The sequence below is a fragment of the Stenotrophomonas sp. CFBP8980 genome (genome assembly GCF_034046095.1).
GTDB classification, from domain to species: Bacteria; Pseudomonadota; Gammaproteobacteria; order Xanthomonadales; family Xanthomonadaceae; genus Stenotrophomonas; species Stenotrophomonas lacuserhaii.
This window is the reverse complement of record NZ_JAXCXF010000001.1, coordinates 117,852-130,654: the sequence shown is the minus strand read 5'-3', so window position 1 is coordinate 130,654 and position 12,803 is coordinate 117,852. Positions and strand designations below refer to the sequence as shown.

Annotated in this window: 13 protein-coding genes; 10 read left to right on the top strand and 3 right to left on the bottom strand. The window is 64.6% G+C overall.

Annotated elements, in window-relative coordinates; translation table 11 throughout:
• The first annotated feature begins 14 nt into the window (after positions 1-14).
• From SOM47_RS00655 to SOM47_RS00645, 3 genes are all read left to right on the top strand, one after another.
• On the top strand, positions 15-584 hold the full coding sequence (locus SOM47_RS00655; protein ID WP_320504473.1) for a nuclear transport factor 2 family protein: 570 nt from the start codon (positions 15-17) through the stop codon (positions 582-584).
• Positions 585-783: 199 nt separating this feature from the next.
• Positions 784-1,986: an OmpA family protein gene (locus SOM47_RS00650; RefSeq protein ID WP_320504472.1), complete on the top strand. Its 1,203-nt coding sequence runs from the start codon at positions 784-786 to the stop codon at positions 1,984-1,986.
• Positions 1,987-2,024: 38 nt separating this feature from the next.
• A complete protein-coding gene (locus SOM47_RS00645) occupies positions 2,025-2,414 on the top strand; it encodes a DUF6180 family protein (RefSeq protein WP_320504471.1) in 390 nt (129 codons plus the stop codon).
• 9 nt (positions 2,415-2,423) lie between these two features.
• On the opposite strand, the gene SOM47_RS00640 is transcribed toward SOM47_RS00645, so the two are convergent.
• The 3 genes from SOM47_RS00640 to SOM47_RS00630 all read right to left on the bottom strand — a co-directional run bounded on the left by SOM47_RS00640 (position 2,424) and on the right by SOM47_RS00630 (position 4,661).
• Complete coding sequence (locus tag SOM47_RS00640; RefSeq protein WP_320504470.1) at positions 2,424-3,089, bottom strand: NAD-dependent epimerase/dehydratase family protein; 666 nt, start codon at positions 3,087-3,089, stop codon at positions 2,424-2,426.
• A gap of 62 nt (positions 3,090-3,151) precedes the next feature.
• A complete protein-coding gene (locus tag SOM47_RS00635; RefSeq protein WP_320504469.1) occupies positions 3,152-4,201 on the bottom strand; it encodes a DUF4189 domain-containing protein in 1,050 nt (349 codons plus the stop codon).
• Positions 4,185-4,661 (bottom strand): DUF4189 domain-containing protein, encoded by a 477-nt coding sequence (locus SOM47_RS00630; protein ID WP_042612589.1) that lies wholly within the window; start codon positions 4,659-4,661, stop codon positions 4,185-4,187. Before SOM47_RS00630 ends, SOM47_RS00635 begins: the two co-directional genes overlap by 17 nt.
• Before the next feature lie 237 nt (positions 4,662-4,898).
• Between SOM47_RS00630 and SOM47_RS00625 the strand changes: the two genes are divergently transcribed.
• From SOM47_RS00625 to SOM47_RS00595, 7 genes are all read left to right on the top strand, one after another.
• Positions 4,899-6,560 (top strand): type IV secretory system conjugative DNA transfer family protein, encoded by a 1,662-nt coding sequence (locus tag SOM47_RS00625; protein ID WP_414715762.1) that lies wholly within the window; start codon positions 4,899-4,901, stop codon positions 6,558-6,560.
• A 407-nt stretch (positions 6,561-6,967) separates the two neighbouring features.
• Positions 6,968-7,447, top strand: coding sequence for a hypothetical protein (locus SOM47_RS00620; RefSeq protein ID WP_042612591.1), 480 nt, complete (start codon positions 6,968-6,970; stop codon positions 7,445-7,447).
• 85 nt (positions 7,448-7,532) lie between these two features.
• Positions 7,533-8,654, top strand: coding sequence for a VirB8 family type IV secretion system protein (locus tag SOM47_RS00615; RefSeq protein ID WP_320504468.1), 1,122 nt, complete (start codon positions 7,533-7,535; stop codon positions 8,652-8,654).
• Positions 8,651-9,424, top strand: coding sequence for a TrbG/VirB9 family P-type conjugative transfer protein (locus tag SOM47_RS00610; RefSeq protein WP_042612593.1), 774 nt, complete (start codon positions 8,651-8,653; stop codon positions 9,422-9,424). Before SOM47_RS00615 ends, SOM47_RS00610 begins: the two co-directional genes overlap by 4 nt.
• Entirely contained in the window at positions 9,421-10,644 is a 1,224-nt protein-coding gene (locus tag SOM47_RS00605) for a TrbI/VirB10 family protein (RefSeq protein ID WP_042612594.1), read from the top strand. Before SOM47_RS00610 ends, SOM47_RS00605 begins: the two co-directional genes overlap by 4 nt.
• Before the next feature lie 27 nt (positions 10,645-10,671).
• Positions 10,672-11,715, top strand: coding sequence for a P-type DNA transfer ATPase VirB11 (gene virB11 / locus SOM47_RS00600; protein ID WP_042612595.1), 1,044 nt, complete (start codon positions 10,672-10,674; stop codon positions 11,713-11,715).
• A 49-nt stretch (positions 11,716-11,764) separates the two neighbouring features.
• Positions 11,765-12,742 carry a lytic transglycosylase domain-containing protein gene (locus SOM47_RS00595; protein ID WP_414715739.1) on the top strand — a complete coding sequence of 326 codons (978 nt, stop codon included), beginning with the start codon at positions 11,765-11,767 and terminating at the stop codon, positions 12,740-12,742.
• Positions 12,743-12,803 lie beyond the last annotated feature (61 nt).

Below are 12,803 nucleotides of genomic sequence, written 5' to 3'. Positions count from 1 at the left end.
GTGTCCAGCGGCCGATGGATACCGCCGCCGGGCGGGTGAGCGCATTGTCGTTCCCACGAAACGGGAAGGAGAATCATGTGAACCGATCGACTCCGAATAATCGCCTGGCGCTGGTACTCACCTTGGCGATTGCAGCGCTGAGTTCCGCCCACGCCTCAACGCCTGAGCCCGTGCACGCCACCGCCGCACACAACGAGGCCTTGGTCCGGAGGGCGTTCACGAACTGGTCTACGGGAAACGGCACCGTGTTTGCGCTGCTGTCCCCCGATGTCGTCTGGACGGTTCATGGCTCCGGGACGGTGGCGGGTACTTACGAGGGAGTTGAAGCGTTCCTGGAGGGGGCGGCGGCCCCGCTGACACGCCGGCTGGCGCGGCCGTTGGTGCCTAAGTTGCATGCCATCTGGGCGGTGGGCGATACGGTGATCAGCCGGTTTGAAGCCGAATCCACTACCACCGGGGGGCGCCCGTACACGAACCAGTATGTGTGGATTTTCCGGATGGAAGACGGCGTTGTGGTGGAGGCCGAAGCATTCCTGGATTTGGTGGCGTATGACAAGGTGGTGGCGGAGAACACCGCGCGTTAGCGCTGAGCTGTGCTCGGCGGCATTCCGTTCCAGCAGCACGATGTCGGACGCGGTCCGCGCGGTTCGCGCGGTGCGCTCGCCGAGCATGGCTCGGCGCTACCAAAGCGGGGCTATGTGTTCGATTTGTGGACGTTCACGCCGTGCAAATGGGCGCCGGATAGGATGCTGGCCTCATTGCCATCACGGATCGATCCAGTACATGAGCTCATCCACCCGTGTTTTGCCGCTGTCTGCTGTTTCCGTGCTGTTGATTGCGCTTGCTGGGTGTTCCAAGGGGCCCGCTGAGGCAGTTCCGGAGCCTGTAAGCGGCAGCGCCACTGCGGCTTCCAATGAGGAAGCGGACGCGGAACAGGACAGCGATGTCCCCGAATTCCCGGTCATCCCGACGATCGTGGTGCCGGAGATCATCGGCATCACCCCGGCGCAGCGTGCACTGGAACGTTCACTGCAGTCGATCCTCAATCCGGTGGAGGGGATTACCGTTTCCCCGGCACGCTGCAGTACCGATGGCACGCTGATCAACGATGCCGGCATCACCAGCGTGGATGCGCAGGGCAAGCTGACCCGGAACGGCGACGAAGGCATCTTCGTGATAAACCCTGATGGCAGCGGCACCGCCAACTTCGAAGGCGGACTGGTGCGCGTGAACGCCGATGGCAGCGGCACCATCAACGGCAACCCCGGGGGAGGGGGCGACGATGCCATCATCAGCGTGGAAGCGGATGGGTCGGGCACCTACAACGGCGTGGCCGGCCTGATCCGGCTGGACGGCAAAGGCGCGGGCACCTGGAACGGTGACAGTGGCCTGATCACGAATAATGGCGATGGCAGCGGCACCTGGAACGGCCCGATGGGGCTGGTGCGCGTCAATGCAGATGGCTCGGGCACCTGGAATGGCGACGAAGGCCTGATCACCAACAATGGCGATGGCACCGGGACGATCGGTCCGCCGGCGCGACCGGTCAGGATGCCGCCGCTGGCCCGCTTGGCGCCTGCCGGCAAGTTCCCGCCGCTGAAGAAGTTCGCTCCGCCCGGTGCGCCCTGCGGTTATGTGATCACCTTGAACGACCGGGTACTGTTCGACTTCGACAAGTCCGACATCCGTCCCGACGCGGCGAATCTGCTGGATACCCTGGCCGGGGCGCTGGCCGAAGTGAAAACGACCGGCATGGAAGTGCGCGGGCATACCGATTCCAAGGGCGCGGACGACTACAACCAGAGCCTGTCCGAACGCCGCGCGGCATCGGTAGTGGCCGCATTGCGCCAGCGTGGTGCGGGCCAGCAGGCGGCGTCAAAGGGCTACGGCGAAACGCAGCCGGTGGCGCCCAACGAGCTGGAGGGCAAGGACAACCCCAGCGGCCGGCAGTTGAATCGCCGCGTGGAAATCTTCGTGCGTTCGTGAGTTCGGCGGCGCACGTTCAACAGTGACAGGAGAACGGGATGAAGGCAGCGATACTTGCGGCGTTGGGCACGGTGGCCGCATTGGGAATGGCCTCGCCGGCCAAGGCGAATGATTTCAGCCTCGGCTACGATGTGGACCGCTTTCCGGCGGCCAAGTTGAGCATGCAGGCGTGCCGCGCGGCGGTGACGCGTGGGGCCGCAGCGGTGGGCTACACCACGCGCGTGGACCAGGACCAGAAGACGCTGGTGCTGCACGTGTCCGCCCCGCGCGAGGATGGGCGCTCGCTGATTTCGTACTGCATCAGCGCAGGCGACCACACCGTGTTCGTGATCCAGGCGTTCGACTATTCGGGTCCGAACAATCCGGACGTGGATCGCGTCAAGGCGCGCGTCGGTGCGGAAGTCCGCAAGGCCGCGCGCGGCGGCTGAAGCCCTGCGTTACGTGACAGGCTGGCCGAGCTGGTTGATCTCGCGGTTTTCGACGATGGAAGGCGGGCTGGGGGAGCGGGCGAGGGAGATCATCGCCCGGCCGATGGCACCGTTGGTGGTGGCCGCCCCCGGCACATTCTTGACGATCATCCCCTGCAGCGGGCTGGCCAGCGCATGGAACATGCGCATCACACCGTGTGGGCTGTGCGTGCCTTCTTCGGGCAGGATGCCGCCGGGCCGCAGCATCACGGTGGTGATCGGCAGCCGCTGCAGCGCATCCTCGGTTTCGCCCTTGATGCGTAGCGGCATCAGCCGGCTTTCGGGATCGGAATTGGCGCCGGAAATGTAGAAGAAGCGCCCCTGTGGATTGGCCGCGGCATAAGCTCGCGCCACTGCCAAGGTCAGCTCGAAGGTGACACGGCGGTATTCCTTTTCGGCGGTGCCGATGGGCGGAGCGCCGGCGCAGTAGAACGCCGCGTCGATGCCGGACAGCTGTGCCTGGACCCTGGCGGCCTGGCTGAAATCTTCCAGCAGCACGACACCGACCTTCGCGTCGGCGCGGTCCAGCGGCCGGCGCGCCAGCACGGTGATGCGGGTGACGTCAGGCGAGGCGAGGCAGGCGTTGAGGACGCCCTGGCCGAGCAGGCCGGTCGCGCCGGTAAGAAGGATATGCATGGAAGAACCCCCTGGAGGATTGCTGGAACGCTACAAGCAACAGAAGGAACAGGGGGTGACGATCAGCGGGTCATGCATTCGTTGAGCATCACCGGGCAGACGCTTGCGCCGCTCTCGATGCATTGGGTGACCGCGTCTTCTTCGGCCGCTGCCTTGCTGCTGGCCTTCGCGCCGAAGGTGGACCAGCCGCCTCCCGCCGCCTTGCTGCGCACGATGGCGGCGCATTCGCCCATGGTCCATGCCACGGCGGTCTCGCAGCCGCGCTTGCCGCATTTGCTGATGGCGGTGTCCTTGGCGTCCTTCTCGTTCACGCCCAAGTGCAGTGCGAAGGCGTCACCGCCGCGCTCCGCCGCAATGGCGCTCCAGGGCTGGGCGATGTTCATCTTCGGATCCTGGCCTTCCCCGGCCGCCATGCGCGTGGCAGTGCCGCGGGCTTCCGGCGGCTTGGCCACGAATTCGGCCCCGCCCGGGAAGAACTCCAGCTTTGGCTTGGCCACGCGGTTGATTGCGATCAGTTCCATGCGGTAGCTGATGCGGTCCAGCGCCGAATAGGCATACTTCCAGCCGGTGCAGAAGGTCTGTTCTTCCGCGCTGCGGCACTGCGCGCCGCCGCCGGCCTGGCAACTGGCCAGTGCCGATTCGGCCGCCTTCTTCTTGTTCTCGCCCGTGTTGACGTACATGCCGCCCTGCTGGCTGTAAGCCGGCGCCACGCAGGTGTTGGCGAAGGTGGCGACAGGCCAGCAGGTGCCATCGCATTTGCCCATGGCGTTACGGGTTGCGATGCGCGGGTCGTACTCGTTGAGGATCACGTTCCAGCTGCCGTCGGCGGTGTTGACCACCAGCGCGCCCCACCAGTCCCGCTTGGCGTCGTCGCGCACGCGGCGTGCGGCGGCGGCGGCTGCGGCGGATGCCGCCTGCTGCGCGGCGGCTTCTTCGGCGCTGATATAGGTTGCGGCCTGCTGGCTCTGCTGCCAGCCCAGGAAGTTCATCTGCGCGGCGTGGGCCTGCTGCCGCGCCTGCGCACCATTCTGCGCGTGTGCCATACCGGCGCTGGCCAGCATCGTGGCGGCCACCAGCACCGCGCGGATCATCCGGTCAGAGGCAATGTTCAACGGTCACCCCGCACTGCTTGGCGCCTGACGCAACGCACTTATCCATCGAGGACTTGCCCAGCGCTGCCGCTTCCGGGGTGCCGGCCTGCGCGCTGCTGGCGAAGATGGCCCGGACACCAGGCTTGGCACCCTTGTCCACGGCCAACGCCATGCAGTGATTGCGGACAGGGAAGGTGATCAGTTCCACGCAGTCGGTGGCGCCGCTGTCCTGGCAGTCCTTGCGCGCACGCACCTTCGCTTCCGCTGCGCCCATTCCGTTACCGGTCCCTACGACCTGTTTGCTGTCACTGACGGCCAGGCTGGTGTAGAGGTCCATGCCTTCGGGCATGGCCTTGCTGATTTCACCCGGTGCCGGCGCGGTACGCGACGGCGCGTTCGCCGGAGGGACGGCGAAGACAGGGCCAGCAAGGGCGAGGGTGGCCAGCAGCGCACAGCGCGTCCACGAAGAGGATCGTTGCATTCCTTTGCTCCAGGTTTTGTTTTTGGCGCGCGGAGCATACCCGGATAGTGGTCCGGATGGTGTGATGTGGTAGGGCTGGGGAAGAAGAGCGTGGCGACCAACGGTCGTCACCCACCGGAGCCGGTCGTCACCCACCGGGAGGTTTCCAGTGCGGGTGCAGCTACCCGTGTCACGGTCAGTTGTGTAGAGTCCGGCCCATCATGCGCTCACGGAGGATCGGGTTTGTCCACGCAGAAATTGGTTCGTTATTCGGTCGCCATCGTCGCGGCCCTCGTCATCGGCTACCTGCTTTCGGGCTACCTGACCCTGCTTTTCCTTGGCCTGGACACCAGCCACTTCAGCTGGAACACCTACTACCCGTATGTCAACGCACTGGACCAGCCGCAGGTCGCGCCCTTCGTGGGCAAGATCAAGGCCGCCGGTTACGTGGGCTTCGGCATCCCGCTGTTCCTGTTGGTGGTGGTGGCCGGCTTCCTGCTGCTCCGGCGCAAGAAGAAGGGCCTGCACGGTGATGCGCGCTTCGCCACGGGCTCGGACCTGTCTTCACACGGGTTGTTCAAAAAGACCGGCGACAGCATCGTGGTGGGCAGCTACAAGGGCAAGCTGGTGCGCCTGTCCGGCCAGCAGTTCGTGATCCTGGCCGCGCCGACCCGTTCGGGCAAGGGCGTGGGCGTGGTGATTCCCAACCTGCTGGAATACGAAGAGTCCGTGGTGGTGCTGGACATCAAGCAGGAAAACTACGAGCTCACCAGCGGCTGGCGCGCCAAGCAGGGGCAGGAAGTCTTCCTGTTCAACCCCTTCGCCGAAGACCGGCGCAGCCATCGCTGGAATCCGCTCAGCTACGTATCCGATGACCCGGCCTTCCGCGTTTCCGACCTGATGAGCATCGCCGCGATGCTGTATCCGGATGGTTCGGACGACCAGAAATTCTGGGTCAGCCAGGCGCGCAACGCGTTCATGGCCTTCACGCTGTACCTGTTCGACAATCATGATGACGAGCGCCGCAGTGGTTTCCCGGGCGGGCAGGGCGTACCGACCCTGGGCGCGATCTACCGGATCTCCTCCGGCGACGGCACGGACCTGCGCAAGTACCTGCAGACGCTGGCCAGCCGTCCGTTCCTGAGCGCCAATGCCAAGTCGGCCTTTGCCAACCTGCTGTCGCAGGCTGACGAGACCTTCGCCTCGATCATGGGCACCTTCAAGGAGCCGCTGAACGCCTGGATCAATCCGGTGCTGGACGCCGCCACCAGCAGCAACGACTTCCTGCTGACCGACCTGCGCAAGAAGAAGATGACCATCTACATCGGCATCCAGCCCAACAAGCTGGCCGAAAGCCGGATGATCATCAACCTGTTCTTCAGCCAGATCATCAACCTCAACACCAAGGAGCTGCCCAAGTCCAATCCGGAGCTGAAGCACCAGGTGCTGCTGCTGATGGACGAATTCACCTCCATCGGCAAGGTGGACATCATCGCCTCGGCGGTGTCCTACATGGCCGGCTACAACGTGCGCCTGCTGCCGATCATCCAGAGCATGGCCCAGCTGGATGCCACCTATGGCCGCGATGTGTCGCGCACCATCATCACCAACCACGCCCTGCAGATCCTGTTTGCCCCGCGCGAGCAGCAGGACGCCAACGATTATTCGGACATGCTGGGTTACACCACGCTGCGCAAGAAGAACATCACCAAGGGCCGCGAGAAGAGCCACAGCTTCAGTGAAGAGCGGCGGGCGCTGATGCTGCCGCAGGAGCTGAAGGCCATGGGCACAGACAAGGAAGTGTTCCTCTACGAGGGCATTCCGCACCCGGTGATGTGCGACAAGATCCGCTACTACAAGGATCGTCACTTCACTTCGCGCCTGCTAGCAAAGGTTGAGGTTCCCAGCTTGCAGATATGAATCAGCTGGGACGAAGGCGCTGAAAATAAATGCATTCACTCCCGTGAAGTGGTGACGGGTGTCAACAATTTGTCGTGCATGCGTTGAACTTTCATGCGTTCTTGACGCATCCTTGACCTCGTTCTATGCCACTCTTCGCCATCGGTTCAGTTCATCGAGCCGATGGAGTCGATCAGGTGGTGCAGAACATCACCGGAACAGGGATGGCTTCGAACGAGGTGTCAGGCGATGCATCATGCCCATGGGGCGGTGCAGCGCCCGTTGGGCAGGCGGCTTTGGCCGCAGGGGAGACGGTTGCACATGACGGCACAGGCCGCCGCGTAACCGGTTCCAGCGTGCAGATGTAACGCTGGACTGCCGAACCACCCGCATCGAAGCTGCTTATTCGTACGTCAAAGGATGTTCGTATGCGGCAAGCGTTGCTGAAGATTTTCATCGCCGTGGCGGCGGTTGCGATGTCGGGTTGTGCCACCAAGCCTGCGCCGGATTTCGGCGGGCGGTGGAAGCCGGTCAATCGCTTTGACGCCGCGCCCACGGAAATTCCGCTGTACACCAGCTATGCCTTCCAGGCATCGCCGATGGATGGCACCTTGAAGGCCATGCTCGAGCGCTGGGCGGCCGATTCGGGGATGTCGCTGGATTACCGCCTGGGGTCGGATTACACGCTGCACAGCGGCGTTTCCCGCATCTCCACGACCAGTGCGCAGCAAGCCGTGGCCGATGTCACGACTGCTTATGCGGCGCAGGGCGTCTACGTGAGCATCGTGGGCAACAAGATCGTGGCCGGCAGCAGCGCCGCGGTGCCGACGGCGGCCACCACGCCAGCCAGCGCCCCCAGCGCCGCCCCCGCATCCGCACCCGCCGAAATCGCGCCAAGCGGTAGCTGACCGCTGCCGTTTTCCCGTCGTGATGCTCCTGCGCTGGTCGCAGGGGCATGGCGCTCATTGACGATCATGCAGTCCGGAAAACCCCATGTTCCGTAAGAAAGACCCAGGCAATAGTCCCAAGGTGGAGCAGGCCGTCGCCAAGGCGGTGAGCTATGAGCTGACCGTGGCCGACATGGCGCGCAAGAGCGAGCGTCGTGCCTGGTGGGTCGCCGGTGCGTCGCTGGTGATGTCGCTGGCGCTCGCCGGCGGCTATTACTACATGCTGCCGCTGAAGGAGAAGGTGCCGTTCCTGGTGATGGCCGATGCCTACACCGGGACCGCATCGGTGGCGCGCCTGCAGGGTGATTTCGGCAGCAGTTCAGTGACCCACGTCGAGGCGGTGAACCGCAGCAACGTGGCGCAGTACGTGCTGGCCCACGAATCCTATGACCTGGCGCTGATGCAGCTGCGTGACTGGAACCTGGTGTTCACCATGTCCGCCGACAACATCGCCGCGCAGCTGCGGGCACGCTATGCGCGCACCAATCCGCAGAGCCCGGTGGTCCTGTACGGCAACACCAAGGCGATCCGGGTGAAGATCCTCAGCATCACCCCGATCGGCGAGCTGGACAACGGCGGATTCCGTGGCGCATCGGTGCGCGTACAGCGCACCCTGGTGGACAAGAACAGTGGTGCGTCCACCTTCATGGACAACCGCCTGGTGACCCTACGCTTCAACTACGACGCCAAGCTGGCGCTCAACGACCAGGATCGCCTGCTCAATCCGTTGGGCTTCCAGGTTACCGAATACCGCGTGGACAGCGACTACGCCGCCGCGGTTCCGCTGCCTGACCAGGCCGCCACCGACGCGCAGGCGCAGCAGCAGGCCATGCTGCAGGCACAACAGCAGGCTGCCGTGCAGGCCGACCCGGCGATGTTTGACCCGAACCAGCAAATGGGCCAGGGCATGATTGATCCGGTGTCCGGCCAGCCCATGGTGGCGCCGGCTCCGCCGCCCCCGGGCCAGATGCTTCCGGCACAGCAAGGCATTCCTGCCCAGGGCATTCCCGGAGCTGCCGGGCCGGGACAGGCCGTACCTGCGCAGGGCTACCCGGTGCAGAGCGCGCCGGTTCCCGGTGCACCCGCTCAACAAGCGCCAGGCCGCGGCACGCCGGTCCCCGCGCGCAACCTTTCCACCGGAACTGCTGATGGAGCAAGCAACCGATGAGTAGTCGCAGAAACAAGGCCTGTGCCTGGATGCTGGCGGGAATGCTGGCAGGGTATGCCACCACCGTCTCGGCCCAGGCCGTGGACCGTTACGCCTATGTGCCGGACCAGATCTACACGGTCCGCACCGGCCTGGGCCTCACCACCCAGATCGAGTTGAGCCCGCATGAAAAGATCCTCGACTACAGCACCGGCTTCAGCAGTGGCTGGGAGCTGACGCGTCGCGGCAACGTGTTCTACCTGAAGCCGAAGAACGTGGACGTGGACACCAACATGATGGTGCGCACGGAAACCAACTCCTACATCTTCGAACTGAAGGTGGTGGCGACTGATTGGCGCCAGCTGGACCAGGCGCGCAAGGCCGGCGTGCAGTACAAGATCGCCTTCACCTATCCCAGTGACAGTGAGTTCACTGTCGCCCAGGAGTCGGTGGAAGAGAGCAAGCCGCTGCTCAGCACCACCATCGCCAAGGATCGTCGCTACAACTTCGACTACTCCTATTCGACCCGCAAGGCCAAGCGGATGGGCTGGCTGATCCCGGTCAATGCCTACGACGATGGCCGCTTCACCTATGTGCGCCTCCCGTCTTCGCCGGAGTTCAAGACCGGCATCTTCCCGGCTGTGTTCGGCCGCGAGACCGAGAATGGCGAGGACTTCGTCATCAACACGACGGTGGAGGGCAATACCCTGGTGGTGCATGGCACCCACCCGTACCTGGTGATCCGACACGGTGACAACGTGGTCGGCCTGCGGAGGAATACCAAGAAATGAGCCAGAACACGCCTCCAGGGAATGACCCCCGCCAGGACGACGATGCCTACCGCCAGGAAGGCACCGCGCAGGAGCCGGGTAACCCGTATTACAACCGTGTGCAGCCGCAGGACGCGCCGGATCTTGATGCCAGTGCGCCGCAGCTGCGCACAGCGGAAGAACGCCGATTGAATCGCAAGGCGTTGATGTTCATCGGCGGCATTCTCGCCCTGGTGCTGCTGATGGGCTTCCTGCTGCTGCGCAAAGGCAGGGACGACGCGGAGGCCCCCGCGCGCGGCGCCGAAGTTTCGCGTCCGAGCACGCCGGACCTTCCGAGCGTGGCGCCGACGGTGCAGACACCCCCGCCGATGCAGGCCGATCCAATTCCGATGCTGCCGCCGCCGCCGATGCCGGACGACATGCCGATGCCAATGGAGCGCAACAGCCGCACCATCGGCGAGGCGCCGCGCATGCCTTCGCTGCTCGATCGCCGCATTGCGGCCACCGGTAGCGGTGGCGGCGGTGATCCTTCCGAACGCCAGGCGCCGGTCGATCCGACGTTGCTGGCGCTGCAGCAGATGAACGGCCGTCAGGCGCCGGAAGAAACGCGTCGGGGTGCGGATGTGGACGATGTGTCCAACGCCGCTTTCATCCGCAGCCCGGATGCACTTCTGGTTCGCGGCACCTACCTGCGCTGCGTGCTTGAAACGCGCATCATCACCGACGTGGCCGGGTTCACCTCCTGCCTGGTGACCGAACCGGTCTACTCGATCAACGGCCGTACCCTGCTGTTGCCGAAGGGTTCCAAGATCTACGGCAGCTACGGTGGCGGCCCGATCGGCGAACGCGTGGATGTGATCTGGGATCGCATCACGACGCCGAACGGCATTGACGTTGCCATGTCCAGCCCGGGCACGGATGGGCTGGGCGGGGCAGGCATCCCGGGGCAGTACACCGCTCACTGGGGCCAGCGCATCGCCAGCGCCCTGATGATCAGCCTGCTCGCTGATGCCTTCAAATACGCAGCCGCGGAAAATGGCCCGGAGACCACCACGGTCAACAGCAGTGGCTTTGCGATGCAGTCGCCGTATGAAAGTGCAACCGCCCGCACCATGGAAAGCCTCGCACAGCAGGCCGCGAGCCAGCGCCGCGCGCCGACCGTGACGGTCAACCAGGGCACCATCATCAACGTCTACGTCGCAAAGGACGTCGACTTCAGCGCCGTGCTGGCGCGTCGCTGATCCAGGAGCACAGGACCCGTCGTGGACATGGAGACTTCACCCCTCGCGCTGGTTTCCAGCGAATTCCTGCAATACCAGTACGAAGTGCTGGGTATCGCGGGTTACATGGGGTCGTCCGAAGTCACCGAAATCTGCGTCAACCGGCCTGGTGAGATCTACCTGGAAACGCGTGATGGCTGGCAGCAGGTGGCGGTGCCCACGTTGACCTTCGAACGGGCCCGCCAGTTCTGCACCGCAGTGGTGAACGAAAGCAACACCGGGCAGCGCATCACCGATGCCGATCCGATGGTGTCGCTGACCTTCCCCAGCGGCCAGCGTGCGCAGTTCGTGATTCCGCCCGCGTGTGACGCGGGCAAGGTCTCCATCACCATCCGCCTTCCTTCACGCCAGATGCGGACCCTGCAGCAGTATCAGGACGATGGCTTCTTTGATCGCATCGTCGAACACGACGGCAGCCTCAGCGCGCAGGATGAGGAGTTGATGGAGCTGCGCCGCGCGCGCGATTTCGCCGGCTTCTTCCGTCGTGCGGTGCAGTACCGCAAGAACATCGTGGTGTCCGGTGCCACCGGCAGCGGCAAGACGACCTTCATGAAATCGCTGGTCCACCACATTCCCCAAGGGGAACGCCTGGTCACCATTGAAGATGCGCGCGAGCTGTTCATCGAGCAGCCCAACGTCGTGCACCTGCTGTATTCCAAGGGTGGCCAGAGTGGCAGCAATGTCAGTGCCAAAACCTGCATGGAAGCCTGCCTGCGCATGAAGCCGGACCGGATCATCCTGGCCGAGCTGCGCGGCGATGAAGCGTTCTACTTCATCCGCAACTGCGCCTCCGGCCATCCCGGGTCGATCACCAGCTGCCATGCGGGCAGCCCGGAACAGACCTGGGACCAGCTGGCGCTTATGGTGAAGGCATCCAACGAAGGCTCAGGGCTGGAGTTCCCGGTCATCAAGCGCCTGCTGCAGATGACCATCGACGTCGTTGTGCACGTGAAGGCGCACGCTGGCGACCGGCACATCACCGGCATCGATTTCAATCCCGGACGTGCCCAGGGCCAAGGGGGCGCGGTATGAATGCCCGTCGTGGCGGTCACTGCGCGCATGCTGGCCAGGAGGTGCACTGATGCTGCCCGGACTGGAAGCGTTGGCCTGCCCCGAGCTGGCCGTTTCGATGGATGTCATGGCCCACGTGGTGAACGTGGAATCCTCGCGCAACCCGTACGCCATCGGCGTGGTGGGCGGTCGCCTTGCGCGCCAGCCGAAGGCTCTGGACGAGGCGGTGGCTACGGCACGGATGCTGGAAGAGAACGGCTACAACTTCTCGCTGGGGCTGGCCCAGGTCAATCGTTACAACCTGCAGAAATACGGGCTGGAAACCTACGAAAAAGCCTTCCAGCAATGCCCGAACCTGCAGGCAGGATCGCGCATCCTGGCCGAATGCCATTCGCGTTCGAAGGGTGACTGGGGCAAGGCATTCAGTTGCTACTACTCGGGCAATTTTGAAACCGGCTACCGGCACGGCTATGTGCAGAAGGTGTTCAATTCGATGCAGCGCGGCCAGATGGTCGCCTCCGCCAACGGTGCATTGCCGATTCCGGTGGTGGATCGCACGCCGCGCACACCCACTGCGGCAGCCCGCGCGCCGGCCGAATCCGCCGATGCCGCGCGCCTGCGCACCCGTATCGAAGGCCTGCAGACACAGATGCTCGCCCAGGGCGGCGGCGTAGTGATGCCGCTCCCGGAAGACCCCGCGCGCGCTTACGTGGTGTACCCCAACACCGGCGCCATGGTGCGCGGCAGCCTGCTGCGCGCCGCTGACGGTGGGCTGGCGCGTGCGGTGACCAACCTGGTCGACCGTGCGGTGCCTTCCGCAGCGCCGATGGCCGGCTATGCCGATGAAGGCTACCCGCAGGGCCACCCGGTCGTCTCCGCACCGCCCATGGGTCCGCAGCAAGCGCCCGCTGGCAGCCCCGGCGCTCCGGTGCTGCTGCGTCCCTGGAGTGAACGCAACCAACCCGCGGCAACCGGCGCGGTGGCAATGCCCGCGTCTGCCGCGCCTGTCACCGATGCACCTGCCAGGGACGCGGCTTTCGTGTTCTGAGCAGTTCACTGGCCGCCGGGCAGGGGCCGCACATGTTGTTTTTCGTCCATCAATAAGGAAG